The organism is Exiguobacterium sp. HSB13 (genome assembly GCF_056764755.1).
The window spans coordinates 17,092-34,948 of record NZ_JBUZOM010000001.1 but is presented as its reverse complement, the minus strand read 5'-3'; the positions used below and the strand labels follow the sequence as shown (position 1 = coordinate 34,948).

The 17,857-nt window shown below is 45.7% G+C and carries 20 protein-coding genes and 1 pseudogene; 14 read left to right on the top strand and 7 right to left on the bottom strand.

The genetic code is table 11. The annotated features are described in order from the left end of the window. Positions 1–114: 114 nt before the first annotated feature. Positions 115–1,413 (top strand): ammonium transporter, encoded by a 1,299-nt coding sequence (locus ACZGCQ_RS00255; protein ID WP_050677708.1) that lies wholly within the window; start codon positions 115–117, stop codon positions 1,411–1,413. A 60-nt stretch (positions 1,414–1,473) separates the two neighbouring features. Here ACZGCQ_RS00255 and ACZGCQ_RS00250 read toward each other — a convergent pair whose 3' ends face one another. After that, on the bottom strand, positions 1,474–2,610 hold the full coding sequence (locus ACZGCQ_RS00250; RefSeq protein ID WP_047396237.1) for an ABC transporter permease: 1,137 nt from the start codon (positions 2,608–2,610) through the stop codon (positions 1,474–1,476). After that, positions 2,607–3,341 (bottom strand): ABC transporter ATP-binding protein, encoded by a 735-nt coding sequence (locus ACZGCQ_RS00245; RefSeq protein WP_350464659.1) that lies wholly within the window; start codon positions 3,339–3,341, stop codon positions 2,607–2,609. The genes ACZGCQ_RS00250 and ACZGCQ_RS00245 overlap by 4 nt, the downstream gene beginning before the upstream one ends. A gap of 316 nt (positions 3,342–3,657) precedes the next feature. Here ACZGCQ_RS00245 and ACZGCQ_RS00240 point away from each other — a divergent pair, with 316 nt between their 5' ends. Both ACZGCQ_RS00240 and ACZGCQ_RS00235 read left to right on the top strand, forming a co-directional pair. Beyond that, positions 3,658–3,906 carry a GlsB/YeaQ/YmgE family stress response membrane protein gene (locus ACZGCQ_RS00240; RefSeq protein ID WP_481265051.1) on the top strand — a complete coding sequence of 83 codons (249 nt, stop codon included), beginning with the start codon at positions 3,658–3,660 and terminating at the stop codon, positions 3,904–3,906. A 33-nt stretch (positions 3,907–3,939) separates the two neighbouring features. Next, a complete protein-coding gene (locus tag ACZGCQ_RS00235; protein WP_023467348.1) occupies positions 3,940–4,191 on the top strand; it encodes a GlsB/YeaQ/YmgE family stress response membrane protein in 252 nt (83 codons plus the stop codon). 35 nt (positions 4,192–4,226) lie between these two features. Here the strand turns inward: ACZGCQ_RS00235 and ACZGCQ_RS00230 are convergent, their stop codons facing one another. After that, positions 4,227–5,279, bottom strand: coding sequence for a TcaA second domain-containing protein (locus ACZGCQ_RS00230; protein WP_481265050.1), 1,053 nt, complete (start codon positions 5,277–5,279; stop codon positions 4,227–4,229). Positions 5,280–5,405: 126 nt separating this feature from the next. Here ACZGCQ_RS00230 and ACZGCQ_RS00225 point away from each other — a divergent pair. The 4 genes and pseudogenes from ACZGCQ_RS00225 to ACZGCQ_RS00210 all read left to right on the top strand — a co-directional run. Then, a pseudogene (locus ACZGCQ_RS00225) lies at positions 5,406–5,834 on the top strand (HIT family protein); the annotation flags it as partial. A 114-nt stretch (positions 5,835–5,948) separates the two neighbouring features. Beyond that, the gene (locus ACZGCQ_RS00220; protein WP_290779639.1) at positions 5,949–6,290 is read left to right on the top strand and encodes a hypothetical protein; all 342 of its coding nucleotides are present in this window, start codon (positions 5,949–5,951) and stop codon (positions 6,288–6,290) included. 83 nt (positions 6,291–6,373) lie between these two features. Then, the gene (locus tag ACZGCQ_RS00215; RefSeq protein ID WP_481265049.1) at positions 6,374–6,943 is read left to right on the top strand and encodes an HTH-type transcriptional regulator Hpr; all 570 of its coding nucleotides are present in this window, start codon (positions 6,374–6,376) and stop codon (positions 6,941–6,943) included. A gap of 260 nt (positions 6,944–7,203) precedes the next feature. Further along, positions 7,204–8,121, top strand: a complete 918-nt coding sequence (locus ACZGCQ_RS00210) for a peptidylprolyl isomerase (RefSeq protein WP_029340934.1) — start codon at positions 7,204–7,206, stop codon at positions 8,119–8,121. 47 nt (positions 8,122–8,168) lie between these two features. Here the strand turns inward: ACZGCQ_RS00210 and namA are convergent, their stop codons facing one another. Beyond that, positions 8,169–9,200: an NADPH dehydrogenase NamA gene (namA, locus tag ACZGCQ_RS00205; protein ID WP_214729778.1), complete on the bottom strand. Its 1,032-nt coding sequence runs from the start codon at positions 9,198–9,200 to the stop codon at positions 8,169–8,171. A gap of 12 nt (positions 9,201–9,212) precedes the next feature. Then, a complete protein-coding gene (locus ACZGCQ_RS00200; protein WP_029340932.1) occupies positions 9,213–10,133 on the bottom strand; it encodes an HD domain-containing protein in 921 nt (306 codons plus the stop codon). Between the two features lie 104 nt (positions 10,134–10,237). Here ACZGCQ_RS00200 and ACZGCQ_RS00195 point away from each other — a divergent pair, with 104 nt between their 5' ends. The 3 genes from ACZGCQ_RS00195 (at position 10,238) to ACZGCQ_RS00185 (ending at position 12,557) form a co-directional block, all read left to right on the top strand. Then, positions 10,238–11,143, top strand: a complete 906-nt coding sequence (locus tag ACZGCQ_RS00195) for a magnesium transporter CorA family protein (RefSeq protein WP_481265048.1) — start codon at positions 10,238–10,240, stop codon at positions 11,141–11,143. Between the two features lie 63 nt (positions 11,144–11,206). Continuing rightward, complete coding sequence (gene dinB, locus ACZGCQ_RS00190) at positions 11,207–12,286, top strand: DNA polymerase IV (RefSeq protein WP_481265047.1); 1,080 nt, start codon at positions 11,207–11,209, stop codon at positions 12,284–12,286. Positions 12,287–12,344: 58 nt separating this feature from the next. Continuing rightward, positions 12,345–12,557, top strand: coding sequence for a YhzD family protein (locus ACZGCQ_RS00185; RefSeq protein ID WP_029340929.1), 213 nt, complete (start codon positions 12,345–12,347; stop codon positions 12,555–12,557). 52 nt (positions 12,558–12,609) lie between these two features. Here ACZGCQ_RS00185 and ACZGCQ_RS00180 read toward each other — a convergent pair whose 3' ends face one another. After that, positions 12,610–12,984, bottom strand: a complete 375-nt coding sequence (locus ACZGCQ_RS00180; RefSeq protein ID WP_023467337.1) for a YlbF/YmcA family competence regulator — start codon at positions 12,982–12,984, stop codon at positions 12,610–12,612. A 20-nt stretch (positions 12,985–13,004) separates the two neighbouring features. Next, entirely contained in the window at positions 13,005–14,141 is a 1,137-nt protein-coding gene (locus tag ACZGCQ_RS00175; protein ID WP_481265046.1) for a DUF445 family protein, read from the bottom strand. A 74-nt stretch (positions 14,142–14,215) separates the two neighbouring features. Between ACZGCQ_RS00175 and ACZGCQ_RS00170 the strand changes: the two genes are divergently transcribed. The 4 genes from ACZGCQ_RS00170 to ACZGCQ_RS00155 all read left to right on the top strand — a co-directional run bounded on the left by ACZGCQ_RS00170 (position 14,216) and on the right by ACZGCQ_RS00155 (position 17,852). Further along, complete coding sequence (locus ACZGCQ_RS00170) at positions 14,216–15,049, top strand: PucR family transcriptional regulator (protein WP_481265045.1); 834 nt, start codon at positions 14,216–14,218, stop codon at positions 15,047–15,049. Between the two features lie 118 nt (positions 15,050–15,167). Further along, positions 15,168–16,274: an ABC transporter ATP-binding protein gene (locus tag ACZGCQ_RS00165; RefSeq protein WP_035409428.1), complete on the top strand. Its 1,107-nt coding sequence runs from the start codon at positions 15,168–15,170 to the stop codon at positions 16,272–16,274. 163 nt (positions 16,275–16,437) lie between these two features. Continuing rightward, complete coding sequence (locus ACZGCQ_RS00160; protein WP_047396216.1) at positions 16,438–17,205, top strand: transporter substrate-binding domain-containing protein; 768 nt, start codon at positions 16,438–16,440, stop codon at positions 17,203–17,205. Continuing rightward, entirely contained in the window at positions 17,202–17,852 is a 651-nt protein-coding gene (locus ACZGCQ_RS00155) for an amino acid ABC transporter permease (RefSeq protein ID WP_029340925.1), read from the top strand. Before ACZGCQ_RS00160 ends, ACZGCQ_RS00155 begins: the two co-directional genes overlap by 4 nt. The last annotated feature ends 5 nt before the right edge of the window (positions 17,853–17,857 follow it).

Here is a 17,857-nt window from a genome sequence, read left to right as displayed (position 1 = left end):
CGTCACTCCTTTCCACAAAAATACCATGTCAGATTTTCTGACACAACACGTTTCTTCGAAAGTATTTCCGTCTAAAGTAAACACATACTTTAAATGGATAAAGGAGGAACGACAATGAAACTGGAACAACTCGCTATCTCAGTCGATACGTTTTATGTCTTATTCGCAGCACTACTCGTCTTTACGATGCAAATCGGATTCTTACTTCTAGAAACAGGGATGTTACGAGCGAAGAACGCGGGTCACGTCGCCGTCAAACAAATCATCAGCTTCTCAGTTGCCGCTCTCGCCTTTTGGGCAATCGGATTTGGATTGACGTTCGGTGATGGCAATTCCATCATCGGAACGGAAGGATTCTTCTTACAAGGAGGATTCAGCAGTCTTGATTGGTCAAACATCACGATTGATGTGAAATTCCTCTTCCAACTCTCATTCGTCGCTGTCTCCCTCGCGATCGCTTGGGGCGGATTCGCAGAACGTGCTAAATTATCCGTCTACCTGTTGTTCGGAACGTTTTTCGTTGCTATCATTTATCCGATCATCGCACGTTCCGTTTGGGCAGGTGGATTCCTTGGTTCGCTCGGGATGCAAGACTTCGCTGGGTCAACGGTCGTCCACTTACAAGGTGGGATCGCTGCACTTGTTGCTGCTTTACTGCTTAAGAAACGAATCGGTGCTGAAAAAACACCGTTACTCGGACACAACGTCATCTATTCTGTAGTCGGTGCCTTCATCCTATGGTTATGTTGGTTCGGCTTCAACGCTGGTTCGACACTAACGATTGCAGATGGATTCTTTAGTTACGTTGCCTTGACGACGTTACTGGCGACTGCAGCAGGTGCCCTCGGTGCTCTTGCCATCTCATTCTGGCACCGTCGTGTCGCAGATATCCCGTCGATCATCAACGGTGTATTAGCTGCACTCGTTGCCATCACAGCAGCCTGTGCCTTCGTTGAACCGTGGGCAGCTGTCGTCATCGGCTTCCTCGCTGGTGTGATCACGTATGGGACGAGTATTCTTCTCGCTAGCCGTGTAGATGATCCACTATGTGCCTTCTCCGTTCATGGTGTCGCTGGTATCTGGGGTACACTCGCAACTGGATTCTTCGCTTCACCACGACTCGTTGAAATCACAGGAATCGGACAAGCTGGTCTCTTCTATGGTGGCGGTTTTACGCAACTCGGTGTTCAAGCACTTGGTGTCGTCTTTGCCGTCGTCATCGTAAGCGTCTTAAGTTACGCATTCTTAAAAGTTCTCGACCTCACGATTGGTCTTCGCATCACACGCGAAGATGAACTGCGTGGACTTGACGTCGCAGAACATGGTCAAGCTTCTTACGATCTCCCTGCTCCTGTCAGCAAAGAATTACGTATGGTCGAAGAAGAAGATCTCTCAAACGAACGTGTCAATTAATGATTGATAACGAACAAGAGCCTACGCGATGAATTCATCGCGTAGGCTCTTTCTTGATTATTATTTTCGAGCGTAGTATTCACCAATTACAAGCGCCAAGGCTGCACCACCAACGACATAGAGGGATCCACTTAAAAAGAATCCGAGTAGCGTCAAGACGATGCATTGACTGATTGCTGCGAAACGAATGATTTTCCGTTTCGCCTGTACAGCATTTCCAAACGGTAATAGACGAGTCAATAGATGTTGGTCTACTGCCTTCGTGAACGGTGCTAGCTGAAAGCTTGTCAGTCCTGCAAACGCAGGGATTGCAAGCGCAACGAACAACTCGTTGCCATTTGCTAACCACATGAACACAGCCCCGATTAATGTCAAACGAACAATCAATCCGATCCCGTCTCCACTCCGGATGAACTGTTTGACATACAAGTAATCGAATGTCGTTTGCGCTCGATGTGGAATCCGCTCGACCATGCTACTTAAGAGACGACGCCGTTTATACGTTGCTGTCAAATGGGGAACATCGACGAACCAATTCGCTAATCGATAAAATCGATCGCGCGATTCCTGCTCAAGTGCAATCCATTCGCGTAGAGGAAGATGGTCCTGACGCTTCAAATGGAGTACGACCATTAAGAGAAGTGCGACGACGATCGTCATCCACGCCATATCGATGATGACGAGTAGCGCCGCTCCAAACGCATACAGTAATACCGTCCGATGTGCGATACCTTCAAGCTTTGATAAATTCGCAGCCGCTCCGAACAAAGCAAGCGCTGCTCCAAGTAAAACAAGTTCAAGTGGTGTCGTCTGTTCCGTTCGGACATAAAGGACAACGACTGCTAAAAACGGAATTATGGCACGAATGATCCCAAAGACCGCATTGTACGCTCGTACTTGTTGCATGAAACTTGATAACTTCGCTAATACCGGTAATAGAAACACTTGATCCGCTTCGACGAGAAACGTCCGACTTGTCCGGTAGAGCGGTAAAATCAGAAATAAGGCTGCCATGAGATATCGACCAGGAAACGATGGATCGAGTTGATCGAGGAAACGACCGTAGACGACTAAACCGTACAAAATAACGAAGTAAACGGTGAATAACAGTCCGCCATTCGCCATGTACCTTGTATATTTCACGGTCTCCGTCATCGCCGCCTGATATCGTTCCTTCCATAAGGACTGGCTGTTCATCGTTCCGCCTCCTCGATCGCGGCAACGTAGAGATCATCCAGCGTTCCATCTTGCAGCCCATATCGGGCTCGTAAAGCAGCTGTCGTTCCTTCCGCTGCAATGTGCCCCTCATGTAAGAGCACGAATCGATTACAGTGACGCTCGGCTGTCTCAAGGATATGCGTCGACATTAAAATCCCTTTACCGTCCCGCTTGAGTTCACTAAAAATCTGTAGTAACTCGCGAATCGCGAGCGGATCTAGCCCAACGAATGGTTCATCGACGATTAATAGCTCACTCCCCGTGACAAGTGCACATAAAATCATCGCTTTTTGCTTCATCCCTTTTGAGAAGACACTTGGAAACCATTCTAGTTGCTTCGTCATTCGAAGTCTTTCAGCGTAATGTTGCGCGCGTTCTGTCGCAATCGTCTCTTCGACGTCATATCCTTGCGCCATCAGACGAAGATGCTCCCGTAACGTCAGTTGTTCATATAACATCGGCTGTTCCGGAATATACGCGACTTGACGACGATACTCGGTTTCATTCGTCGCTAAATCCAATCCATTGATTCGAACGGATCCCGTCTTGACTGGTAAAAGACCTAGTATGTGCTTGATTGTCGTTGATTTTCCGGCACCGTTTAAACCAATTAAACCAACGAGTTCACCTCTATCCACTTCAATATTAATGTCATGAAGGACGGTTTTTGACCCGTATCCTCCTGATAAACCTTTAATGTCTAATAACATGTTTGCCACTCCCTTTAGGCTCATCGTAAAGTAGGTTTGCATCGTTTTTCTAGCTTAATGCGTAGTTTTTTAAAATATAATGTTTTAATACTTGTTTTTTCGGCAATTACTCTAAGTGTAATCGTTACATCAATATATGAAAACGATTTACATGCAAATTGAAAGTGAAATCAATGAATCGTCCATTCAATCTTTATCAAGTGGTCTAATCGTCTAGTCATTTTAAGAATGTACGATTTCAGATTTTTTCATTTTCGCACGTGTTTATAACTACCTGAAAACAGGTAAAACTAATATGTAGAGGAGTTGTTTAAAAATGGGATTCTTATGGGCATTAATCGTTGGTGGTCTCATCGGTTGGATTGCAAGTCTTATCATTGGGAAAGATGTGCCAGGTGGCATCATCGGTAACATCATTGCTGGTTTCGTCGGTTCGATGATTGGTCAAGCGATCTTTGGTTCAATGGGACCAGAAATTGGTGGATTTGCAGTCATTCCGGCTATTCTCGGAGCAGTCATCTTGATCTTCATCGTTTCACTTATTCTCCGGGCAGTACGCAAGTAATCATATATTTTAAATTGAAAAGGAGTGTTTTAAATGGGATTCTTATGGGCATTAATCGTTGGTGGTATTATTGGTTGGTTAGCAAGCTTGATTTTAGGTAAAGACGTACCGGGTGGTATCATCGGTAACATCATCGCTGGTTTTGTTGGTGCATTGATCGGTCAAGCATTATTCGGAAATTGGGGTCCAATGGTTGCTGGATTCGCAATCGTTCCTGCTTTACTCGGAGCTATCATTCTTATCCTTATCGTATCGTTCATTCTCCGTGCGGTTAATAAACGATAAACAAAAATCCTCGGACATCCTGTCCGAGGATTTTTTTAGTCTTTTAATTGTAACCACATGCCGTCTTCTCGCTCGACAACTCGTTTTTCTGCTCGTAAATTTAACCATTCGAACACACCTTCAAGAAAACTAGACGGATATTCCCAAATCGTACCGACTTGTTCTTGCTTCTTTCCTTCTGGTTTTCCAGCGATGGCTTCAAGTTCATCCGGAGTCTTATTCAATCGAATTAACAACTCTTCCACCTGCCGCGACTGATAGGTCACTTCATATCCATCGTATCGCGCTCGATTGGCAACCGTTGAATCAGGCGTTCCGAATGTATTCTCAAACGAATCACGCGAACGTCCAAGATAACTAGTCATCGTATCGATATTTTTTCCAGTCCGGGCTTTTACTTCCGTCTCAAGCAACGTTTTGATATCGACCGCATATTCGTTCGAAACGGTCGTATTGAACCGATCAGCCAATTTAAAGTCGGCTGTCGCGTTCGGTTCATCTCCGAGTTGTATAGTCTTTGATTCCTCGATGGTCTGTCCTGATTGTTCCCCGCTTACCTGAACATCATACTCTCCAGGAGAACGATTGATTTCAAGGGATTTCTGATCAATCGTTCCGACTTCTTCTCCATCTAACGAAACCTTTGTTCCCGGTAGATCACTCGAAACGGTTAACCGCTGAGGATTCACATCAAGAGAGTACCGATCATACCAAAGCCATCCATCTTCTTCTTGTAACGAAAACAGATGTGTTTTCACTTGCTTACCTGCGTCTTGATCCTGTTTGACTTGTGCAATGACCCGGTCCGTCCGCTTTGCATCAGCCGTCAACCAACTAACGAGTCGCGTCGCTTCACTCATCGATAGTGACTTACCGCTCATCGTGACTAGCTTTTGGAACCCACGCTGATCCTTTTCCTTTAATAAGACAGCAAGACGCTCGTCTGTTTTCTCCATTTTCGCCGCTTCTTGTATGTTACGCCCAAACCAAAAGGCAACTAATAAGAAAAGACCAACGACGATGACGCTACCGACGAGCAGACGCCGTTTTCGTTTTTTTTGAGCCGTTGAGGCTACTCGTGATGCCATGCAGTTCGCTCCTTCCCTTCAGTAGCTGTATGTTTCTAAGTGTATCGGGTTCAATTTGACTGTCAATCGTGCGGAAGTCGGAAACTTTCCGTATACTAATATTATCTTACCCAAAGGAGTGAACGTTCCATGCAAAAAGAGTCATGTATTTTCTGTAAAATTGCTCGCAAAGAAGTCCCTGGTCATATCGTATTCGAGAACGAACAAGTTCTCGCTTTCCTAGACTTGTCACAAGTGACAAAAGGACATACGCTCGTCATCCCAAAACAACATGCCGATAACTTGTATGATCTCTCTCCTGAACAAGCACAAGACGTATTTGCGACGATCCCGCAAATCAGTCGTGCACTTCAACAAGAGACAGAGGCAGCTGGCATGAATCTCTTATCGAATACAGGAAAAGTAGCGGGTCAATCGGTCTCCCACTTCCACCTGCATCTCATTCCGCGTCACGATAAACAAGATGGTTTCGGCGCGAAATGGGAAGTTCATAATGACGATTACACGGCAGAGGAATTGGCTGAACTCGCTAACTCGATCGCTTCACGCATCTAAGTCTGTTCTTTTTCTTCTATTCTTAGAAAAATATTGCCGAAATAGGTTTCTTTCATTCGATTTTCGGTAAAATAATATGAAACAAATATTTTAATATTAAAAAGGAGGTTCAATATGTCGAAGCGTCCCGCCCGTAACTGGGTCGCTTTTGGTGCTACGCTAACACTTGTGACTTTTTACGGTCTGAAGGCGCTTCGCCAAGGTACGAAAAGCGACTCTTCGAACGGTCATCAACGTCGAAATTCTTATTCTACAATCGTAACGAATGTGCAGGATTTGACCCAGGAGGGCAAGAACTTAGTAGAGACAGCAAAAGCGTCTGGTATGGACTTCAAAGAAGAAGTCATGCAGAGCGTCTCGGAATACCAAACGGAAGTCCAAGCATCGCTCACGAAGATCCAGTCTCTCGCTGATGAAGCGAAACAGGAAGCAGACCAGCTTTCTCCACAAAAGTAAGATCCGTTGCTTCGATTTGTTTTTGTATAGTTTGCATTTTGCGCGTTTGAGCCATTGTCACCTTTCGAAAGGATGAGTCAGATATGGAACACGAAAAGTTATATCCTGGACAAGAGGCTTTATTGTATAGCCACAAGATTGTCCAGTTAAGCAAAGCACTATGGAAAACGGTAGAAAAAGATTGGCAAAATTGGATCAAGCCCTTTGATCTGAACATCAATGAACATCATATTTTGTGGATTTCGCACGCGCTAGGTGGCGCATCGATTTCTGAAATTGCGAAGTATGGTGTCATGCACGTCTCAACGGCATTTAACTTCTCGAAGAAGTTAGAAGACCGCGGACTGTTGACGTTCTCAAAAAAGGAAACAGATAAACGAAATACCTACGTCCAGTTGACACCAGAGGGCGAATCACTCTTACTTGAGACGATTCAAGCGTTCCGCCCTGAAGAAAACGGTGTCTTCCGTGCATCACTTCCTCTTCAGGAACTGTACGGGAAGTTCCCGGAATTAACGGACATTTCTGCGATCGTACGTCGCTTGTATGGCGACAGCTTCATGGACATATTCGCTGTGACATCGAAGATGATCACAGAAGAAGCAGATCGTCGCCCTCAAGATCCAGTCATGGACTCAATCAAAAAAGCATAACCTTACCAAAAGCGTTTTAGCCTCTAGCTAGAATGCTTTTTCTTAGGTCTTTTTTCCTCATGACAAGGACATTACTACTATGTCTCAAGAGCGTTATTTCCCTCACAATTTCCCATAAAAATTATCCTCAACCAACTACTTGGATGTGATAGCATGGAAAAGAGCAAGTATCTCTTGGCATGACAAGATACAGCTGTCAACCAGACGAGAATATGATATGATAAAACGGTTGAAATAAATGGTAAATTAGGGGTGTATGTATGAAAAAGAAATTGTTAGGCGCAGCAGCAGTCGCAAGTGTATTTACGTTAGCAGCATGTGGATCAAATGACGAAGCCGTCATCAATTACAAAGGTGGCGAAGTCAACAAGGCTGACGTCCAAGAAGAAGCATACGAAAAAGCTGGTGCTCAAATCGCCTTCCAGCAAACGATGAACAAATTGCTCGAGAAGAAATACGGCAAGGAAGTCACGGATAAAGAAGTCGAAGCAGAAGTCAAAAAGACAAAAGACCAGTTCCCGGATAAAGAGCAGTTCAGTACGACATTGAAATCTGCTGGAATCAAGAACGAAAAAGAATTCGAGAAAGTTCTTCGCACACAAATGCTCTTAACGGAAGCAAAATCTGCAAAATCAAAAGTAACAGATAAAGAAATCCAAGAGCGTTTTGACCAAGAAAAAGTCGAAGTTAAAGCAAGCCATATCCTCGTCGCGAAAGAGTCAGAAGCAAAAGACATCAAAAAGCAATTGGATGACGGCGCGGACTTCGCGAAACTTGCAAAAGAGAAATCAACAGATACAGGTAGCGGTACAAAAGGTGGAGACCTCGGATACTTCACAAAAGGTAAGATGGTCCAGGAATTCGAAGATTATGCGTTCAAGGATGGCGTTGAAGGTAAAATCTCCGATCCAATTAAAACACAGTTCGGTTACCACATCATCAAAGTAGTCGATCGTAAAGAAAAGAAAGACTTTACACTTGATAAAGAAAAATCACGCATCAAAAAAGCACTTGCTGAAGAAAAAGCAGCACAAGTCAACCCGAACGATATCTACCGTTCACTCATGAAAGAATACGATGTCAAAATCGAAAACAAAGACTTCAAGGATGCTTTTGATTTAGATAAACAAGAACAACAACAAATGCAACAACAAATGATGCAACAACAACAGCAGTAATCAAAAAAGGAAGCCGCGAAGGCTTCCTTTTTTCATATCTTGAATAGTTAACGAACCGTCCGAATCGGAGCTCGTTCGTATTGTTTCGGCAAGGCAACCGTATCCCCAAGTTCGGCTGCCGCATGATAGACCCAGTACGGTTGGCGAAGTAGTTCACGTGCGAGCAGGACGATATCTGCTCGACCGTTACGGACGATTTCCTCTGCATGAGCAGCTGTCGTAATCAATCCAACCGCGCCTGTTGCAATACCCGCCTCTCGCTTCAACTCTTCTGCGTAGCTCACTTGATAGCCCGGATACACTTCAGGTACCGCATTGGCGACGACAGCACCAGAACTACAATCGAGTAAATCGATGTTACGTGCTGCTAGTTCCTTCGCAAGTGGAATATAATCCGTTGCTGTCATTCCCCCCGTTGCATGATCGGCTGCTGAAATCCGGACCCAAATCGAGAGCTTCGAGACTTCCTGAATCCCATCAATGATCTCTAGCAACAAGCGCATCCGATTTTCAATCGATCCACCGTATTGGTCCTCACGAACGTTTGATAACGGAGAGAGGAACGTGTTCAATAAATAACCATGAGCTCCATGAATTTCAATGAAATCATATCCTGCTCGTTCTGCTCGTAATGCTGCATCGATGAACTGTTGTTTGATCGTCGCGATTTCCTCAAGCGTTAATGCGCGTGGATCCGTATACGTATCATCAAACGGTAAAGCGCTCGGTGCGACGGGTGGTTCTGCCGTCGTGCTTTTGCGCCCGGCATGGGCCAGTTGAATGCCTGCTTTTGCACCCGCTGCTTTGACTTGGTCGGCAATCCGTTGTAAGCCTTCAATATGCGCATCTGACCAAATTCCAAGGTCACCGGCTGAAATGCGACCGTCTGGCGTGACGGCACTCGCCTCTAAGATGACACCACCGACACCACCCATTGCACGTGTTGCATAGTGTGTGACATGCCAATCTGTCACTAGTCCATCTTCTTTTGCACTGTACATGCACATCGGCGCCATGATGACCCGATTTCGGAATGTCAACGTTCCGAGTTGAACCGTATCAAACAACTTCGTCTTCATCTTTCTTCCCCCTTATAACTTCGGACGGTAAAAAGCACGATTATCCAGTGCAAATGATCGTTCCGAGAACTGTCCTGGCTCGACATATTCCAGAAGGCGATCCATCATCGTCATCCGTGCATCAAGGTTATCGATCAAGAACAAAACTTCTGCTTCTCGCATCTGTGGTGCGACGGCAGAACCCCATTCTGGTCGTCCGTGATGACTTAAGACGAGATGTTGCAAGACCGTCAGTACTTCTGCGTCAATTTGTAATTCTGCTCCGACTTTTTCAAGTTCCGCTACCATCATCGTAATATGACCGACGAGTTTACCAGGCAACGTATATTCCGGTGCAACCGGATCGGATAACTCCTTGATTTTCGCATAATCGTGTAGAATGATGCCACTGATTAGCACGTCACGGTTTAACGTCGGATAGAGTTGAGCGATTTGATCCGCTAGACGCAACATCGAAAGGACGTGGTATGACAGCCCCGAGTAAAAAGCATGATGGTTCTTGACCGCTGCCGGGTGCGTGAAGTAGGCGTCGAATCGTGAAGTAATCAAATGCTTAACGAGCTTTTTCATGTCACTGTTTTGAATCGATTCTACGAACGCGAGGACTTCCGTCTCGATCTGCTCTCGCGGAATTGGTGCCGATTGAACATAATCCTCGACATTCGTCTCTTCTAGTACTGTGATTTGTTTAAGCTTCAGCTGTGTCCGTCCTCGATAGTCCATGACTTCTCCAGCAGCATGGACGATCGACTTCGGCGCATATTTTTCAAGATCACTCGTATCCCACATCTTCGTCTCGATTTCGCCTGTCTTATCCGTCAAGATGAGCGTCAAGTATGGTTTCCCATTTGCTGCAATTCCTTTGACTGCTTGCTTGATCATCGCTCGTTGATCGAGCGTTTCTCCAACTGCTAATTTACCGATTCCTTTCATACTTGAAACACGTCCTTTATCTGTAAAATAGGTGTCTTTTTTATATTCCATTGACTACACTTAAGGCATATACTATTTCATTCTACTATATGGGAGTCATGAACATGGAACTGGAACCTCAATTTAATTGGTCCCGCTATCTCGATTTAGCTGACTATGAACAAACATTTCCGGCGGCTACCGTCGACCAATCCGAAATGGACTGGCTCACGCAGCTACGATCAAAAGACATGAACTTTACCCGCTCGGAAAAAGGGGTTCTTTATGGTGCTGTCGTCACCTGGCAAAATCCTGTCGACAAAAGTGACCGTCGCTCGATTTGTTTTTATGTGACGAAAGAAAAACTGATCACGATCGGATTGTCGGAATCGATCGTGACACTCGTTGCCCCCTACTCGCCCGCGCATCCGTTCGCTGCTTTTTATACGATTCTTGCTTTACAGCTGAACACATATTTTGCCGGTATCGATCAGTTTGAGACGGAACTGTTCTCAAGACAAGATGAACTGCGTGGCAGCATTAATGAAGATTCGCTTGATAGCATCTTCGCGCTACGCGACACGATCGAGAACTGGTCCGATTTGATCGTTCCGTTTCAAGAGCTCGTCATGGCTGGTGAAGAATCATTTCTCGACGAGGACGCGTATCTCGAGGATCTCTCGTTGAAGCTAGCTACGAAACGTGTCCGCCGTCTGTTAATGCTCATCGAACATTATCAAAAAGACATTGAGGTCCTGCTCGACTTATCGACGACCGTCTCGAACTTCCGTGGAAACGAAATCATGAAGGCGTTAACGATCTTTACTGCCGTCGCGACACCAACGATGGCCCTCGGTGCAATTTGGGGGATGAACTTTAAAATCATGCCGGAATTAGAATGGAAATACGGTTACGCCCTATCCCTAGGACTGATCTTTCTCTCGACCGGTGGCATCTTCTACTGGATGCGCTGGCGTGGATGGTTAGGCGCTCTTGTTCGGATGCCAAAGAACAGTCGACCAAAAAAATAGATATCAGAACATAAGTTCGTTATACTAATTGTATCATATCTACTGAAAGGAGACGCTTGTACGATGGAACGAAAAATCATTCATATTGATATGGACGCCTTTTACGCTTCCGTCGAGCAACGCGATCGTCCTCGATTAAAAGGTGTTCCCGTCGTCGTCGGTGGACCACCTCATGCACGCGGTGTCGTAGCGACCTGTTCCTATGAAGCACGGAAATACGGCATCCATAGCGCGATGCCGTCAAGACGTGCCTTCCAGCTTTGCCCTCGTGCCGTCTTCATTCGTCCTCGCTTTGACGTCTACCGGGCTGTCAGTGCGCAAATCATGGCACTTTTTCGAGAAGTGACACCGCTCGTCGAGCCCCTCTCACTGGATGAGGCGTACCTCGACGTCACCGAAAATTACTTTGATCAAAAAAGTGCGACCTATATTGCGCAATATGTTCTACAACAAATTAAAGAACGGACAGGTCTGACTGCCTCTGCTGGTGTTTCTAACTCTAAACTCGTCGCGAAGGTCGCTTCCGGATACGAGAAACCGAACGGATTGACGGTCGTTCCTCCAGAGGACGTCCTGAGTTTCTTATCTCCATTAAAAATTGGAGACTTACATGGCGTCGGAAAAGTCACGGAACAAGCGTTACGCAAACAAGGGATAGAAACCGTCGCAGATGTTCAAGCAATGCCGGTCGAACAATTACGAGCATTGCTTGGACGCGATCGGGGAGCGGAACTACATGCGATGGCGCATGGGATCGACGAGCGTCCGGTTCGTCCGGAACGCGAGCGAAAATCAATCGGTTCTGAGACGACCTTCGAAGAAGATACGGAGGATATCGATACGATATTTGAGACGTTGATTCGAGAATCAAAATCCGTCATTGCGAGTCTTCAAAAAAAAGAACTCGTTTGCCGAACGATCACGATCAAGTGGAAGACTGATACATTCCAGTCACGTTCGAAACGGCATACATTTTCAGAAGAGACGGCGGACGAAGAACGATTACTTGAGGAAACAACGAAACTCTTTAATGGCATCACCTTCGACGGACCAATCCGCTTGATTGGTATGACGGTCAGTCACCTTACTACTCCTCCTGCTGCGAGACAACTGACGTGGCAAGACTTAGACTTGCGCTTGTAAAATGAATAGCGATTCATTATACTGAATACAAGACCGATCAGACAAGGGAGGAACAAGTATGCAGTATACGATGACAGTCTTTTCAGATCGTGGTGAAACGTTACTCGATGACGTTTTTGAAGCAGAAACAGATGGACAGGCACGAGAAGAAGGGATTCGACGTCTCAATGAGAGTGGATACGCCCATCATGCAGCTCGCGTCACACGTTCAGGTCGTTTGATTCATTTCGAGCGCGCTTACTTGCCACGGATCGTCCCTGCTTCATCTTGAGCCATACAAAAAAGGAAGACGTGCCATTATGGCCGTCTTCCTTTTTGATGACTTATTGGACGTCGTCTTGTTGCTCCATCATTGGCGCGTAGAGTTCTTCTAACGGCTTCATGATGATTTGTGTGACTTCCGTCAACATCGTGTGCATCCGTTGCTCTTCTTGCATCAGCTGACTGATTAATGGGTTGTTTTGTACTTCAAGCATCTTAGTTTGGGCAGACGCCATATCGTCTGGTGTGATTTCTTCACCTTGCATCTGTTTTTGTTGTAATTCAAGTTGGATGTTACGGAACGATGCGAACAACTCGTTTGATTCCGGATCCGCATTCACTTGCGTGTACAAATCTTTTAATGTCGTGTACTCCGAAGTTTCACGTAATGCACGCTCCAGAGTGTACGCGTGATCGTATAAGTTTGTTTCTGCCATGAGTAAAACCTCCAATTTGTTTAGACGAGATAAAGCCCCGCCTGTATCAATCCAATTAAACCACCTAACAACCCTCCAAGCCAAGTGATAGCCCGGAATTCTCGCTTAGAAATCGATAAGACGATTTCCTCGAGATATGCAGTATCCAGCAAACCGACCTCTTCTCGAACGATCGTTTCGAGATCGAGCGTTTGTAGAATTAGTCCGATTTGATTCGTCGTCCGTTCGAATAGATGATCGATGACGACAGGGACATGTTGCTCGAGCAATTGTGACTCGAGTGGATTCAACCAGACGCGTAATGGTGTAGCAAGCATCGATTCAATCGGTAAACGCGCCAAGACTTGTTCTTTGACGGTCTGTCGAATCCGTGACTCCGTCTCTTCCGTCATATAGGATGAGAGTGGACGATCCAGTCCCTTTTGCCATTCCTGACGTAATAAGGCAAGGATGAACTGAGACGTCGACTCTGATTGAAGTACCCGTTTCAGCTCCGGTTGAATCATATCAACGACGTTGACGTTCGCGAGCAACATCCCGAACATCCCACCTCCGAGACGCTGTTGGATGAAACGAGCAACCGTTTCCTCAAGTTGTAAACGTCCTTCTGGTCCGTCAAAATATTCCTCTGCTTGGTGTAATACGGATGTGACGAGTCTTGGCATGACCTCCTCGATTTTTTGTTCTCCGGCTTCCCCGATCAACTCGCGTACGGATTTTTCACGCCATTTACCCATGAGGAGCGAAAACTCCTGCTCCAAGTGATAACTGATTTTCCCTTGGATCCGTTGTTTTGGTTCGTCGATGAAGCGACTAATCCACGCTTCCGTCGTCTCTTCCGAGCGTGTCCATTTCATGACTTCTTGTTCGACAAGCCGCGTGACGGCTCCACGAACAGCTGGTGATGCGAGACGTTTCCCGATCCCTTCTGGCGTCAAAAGATGCTTGACGACCGTCCGTCCGAGATTCGCTGCCAGTTCATCCCGCCGTTTAGGAATCAGACCCGGCGTAAACGGCACGCGAAATTTTCCGATGTATTTCGGTTCAAGTGGTCGAAATAACATCCGAATCGCTAGATGATTCGTGACTGCGCCAATCAGGGCCCCAATGACAATGATTCCGACAAGTTTCAATACGAGTAAAAACGTATCTGACATAAGTTATCATTCCTTCCGATTTTCGACTTATGGTAAAGTCGAGATAGTTATGTACGATTTAGGAGTGATGCCGTGTGTTACAACAACTGATGACTGTATTCAATGACCAGCTTACGACCGATCCGAATGTTTATTGCCAGGAACAGTATAGCGTATATCGCCTTGAAGATGGACTCTGTTTTGGAATCAAGGCGACCGCCATCTCTGACCGTGAACAACAACTGCTTGATGTATTCGCTGAACGCATCATTACGACGTCGCGGTCTGATATCGATTTATGGCGAGAGCGTATCCAATCTGCTCATGCCCTCGAAGATCAGTCGTTCCGACTTGTCCATTTTTTGTTCAATCCAACCGATGAACGAACAAGTGAAGAAATTCAACAATTGCTCTCCTCTTTCTTTTCGCAGACGAGCATCCTTATTCCTTTTAGCACACACCGCTTCACGGTCGTCGAACGCGAAGAGTTTGTCATCGAGTCAGAACTATACGATTTATTTTTAGCATTACAATCTGATTTTGTACTCGACGGTAAGGTATTGCTTGGTCAACAACGTGCTGCAGGCGATATCGCCGTTCAGTTCCAACTTGAACAAGCAGCGCTTGCTTTCGTTCCTTCGATGCACATCGAACGTTTCTTGCCTGCCATGCTCCGCCTTGCAAGTCTAGATGACCGGCATCGCGCGACACTCATCGATCAGTTCATCCGTTCCCTCGAGCCAGAGTCTCGTGAGACGATCCTTGCTTTTTGTCGAGCTAATTTGAACGTCTCCCTGACAGCAAAACATCTATTCTTACATCGAAACAGCCTCCAGTATCGACTCGACCGGTTGACGGAGCAGACTGGAATCGATGTTCGCTCATTTGAAGGCGCTACTTTTCTCTATACCTTACTTCTTGTAGCATGATGCCTAATTGAAAACGTTTGCATTTAGTCAGGTTGTCCATAGGCAGACTCCCTGACTTCTTTTATACTAAATCTTGTAAGCGTTATTATTTCATCATTTACATTAGGGGGAACTACACATGGCTGAAATTCGTCTTGAACATATCGATAAAATCTACTCAGGTGATGCAAAAGCGGTTGATGACTTCAACCTTCACATTAAAGATAAAGAATTCATCGTCTTCGTCGGACCATCAGGTTGCGGGAAATCAACGACACTTCGGATGATCGCTGGACTTGAAGAAATCTCAGGTGGGGATTTCATCATCGATGGCAAACGCATGAACGATGTAGCACCAAAAGATCGCGATATCGCGATGGTCTTCCAAAACTATGCATTGTATCCGCATATGAACGTCTTCGATAACATGGCATTCGGATTAAAGCTTCGGAAGTTCCCGAAAGATGAAATCAAGCAACGCGTTGATAACGCAGCTCGTATCCTTGGTCTTGAAGAATACCTCGAGCGGAAGCCAAAAGCACTCTCTGGTGGTCAGCGCCAACGGGTAGCGATTGGTCGCGCCATCGTTCGTGATGCTAAAGTCTTCTTGATGGATGAGCCGCTCTCGAACTTAGATGCTAAATTGCGTGTACAAATGCGTAAGGAAATCATTCAGTTACACAAACGTCTTGAGACGACGACAATTTACGTCACGCACGATCAGACGGAAGCAATGACGCTTGCGACACGGATCGTCATCATGAAAGCGGGAATCATTCAACAAGTCGGTACGCCGAAAGAAGTCTATGATCACCCAGATAACATGTTCGTCGCTGGATTTATCGGTTCACCATCGATGAACTTCTTGACAGGTAAATTAGCGGAAGACGGTCTCTTCCATGTTTCAGGAACAGAAGAGAAGTTCGAAGTACCTGAAGGAAAAATGAAAGTTCTCCGCGACCGTGGTTACACGAACAAGGATCTCGTCCTCGGAATTCGTCCAGAGGACATCCATGCGGAATTGATTTACCAAGACACGAAAACAGCACACCGCTTCCCAGCACATATCGAAGTATCTGAATTGATGGGTGCAGAGTCTTACCTTTACTCAAAAGTCGGACAACAAGCGTTCACGGCACGTGTTGATTCACGTTCACACGTTGAAATGGGATCGCAACTTGATCTCTTCTTCGATATGACAAAAGCACACTTCTTCGATGCTTCAACAGAAGCAACGATCCGTTAATCGCATCATCGATCAGTTACGATGTTTCAGACTGTCCTATTAAGGGCAGTCTTTTTTATTGACAGACGTTCCTGTAACTTTGTATGATACTGCTTGTAGCTTAAAATTAATCCTATTCGAAAACTAGGAATTGAAATCATTTATTTATAAAGGAGAGAGCGCTATGAAACACGGTTTGAAATTAGCTGTAGCAGCATTATCGACAGCGGGGGTGCTTGCAGCATGCGGCGCTTCGAACGACAACGCAGGTTCTGATAAAGAGTCAAAAGTCATTACAGTCGGTACAGAAGCAACGTACCCACCTTTCACGTATAAAGAAAAAGGAAAATTGACAGGTTATGACGTAGACGTCATGAACGAAGTCGCAAAACGCGCCGGCTATAAAGTCGATTACAAAGCGATGGACTTCAAAGGACTCATCCCAGCACTTGATTCAAAACGGATCGATGTCATCGCGAACCAAATGGGAATCACGCCTGAGCGCCAAGAAAAATACGCTTTCTCTGATGCGTATACGGTCTCTGGTTCAACAATCATCGTCAACAATAAAACAAACGACATCAAAACACTCGACGACTTAAAAGGAAAGACAGTCGGTTCGACACAAGGTTCACTCTATGCCAAAACAGCTGAAGAAGCTGGCGCGAAAGTGAAATACTACAAAGGTGCGAACCAAGTCTTGAAAGATCTTGAAGCAGGTCGTGTTGATGCTGCCATGAACGATCGTCTCTTCGTCTTGACGGAGCTGAAGAAAGCAGGCTACAAAGTTAAAGCGGTCGGTGAAACGTTCGACAAGAACGAATCAGGCTTCATGATGGCGAAAAACAGCAAGTATACAGAAGACTTCAATAAAGCACTCGCTGAGATGCAAGAAGACGGCACTCTTGCAAAAATCGGTGAGAAGTACTTCAACGAGGATATCAGTAAGTGAGTGAATTACTGACGATCGTCCGGGATAACTCGGACGTCTACGCAAAGGCGATTGGTACGACCCTTCTTGCAAGTGGTCTCGCCATCGTCTTTGCGCTTATTCTCGGGTTGATTCTTGCCGTCATGCGTGATAGCCGTCTTGCCGTCTTTAGCGGTTTTGCACGTTTATATGTCTCGTTCTTCCGAGGAACACCATTACTGTTACAAATCCTGATTTTATACAATGGTCTCGTTGTCCTTCAATTGACTGGATTCCAAGCCCTCGCCTTCGGCTTATCGCTTCACTTTTCTGCGTATATCTCAGAATCGTTCCGCGCTGCCATCTCCTCTGTCGATCGTGGACAATGGGAAGCAGCTGACTCGCTCGGTATTCCGCGTCGTAAGACATTCAAGGATGTCATCTTACCGCAAGCGCTATCTCGAGCGATTCCACCGCTTTCGAACTCTGTCATCGATATCATCAAATCGACATCACTCGGTACGATCGTTGCTGTTGAAGAATTGACGTATGTCTCTGACCAGATTTCAGCGACAACGTACCTCGTCATGCCGTTACTCTTGTTCTCGGCTGCGATTTACTGGATCATGTCGACAATCATTCAAAGTGTTCAACATCGTTTAGAAGCACGCTTCAGTATTCCAGAATGATTTTT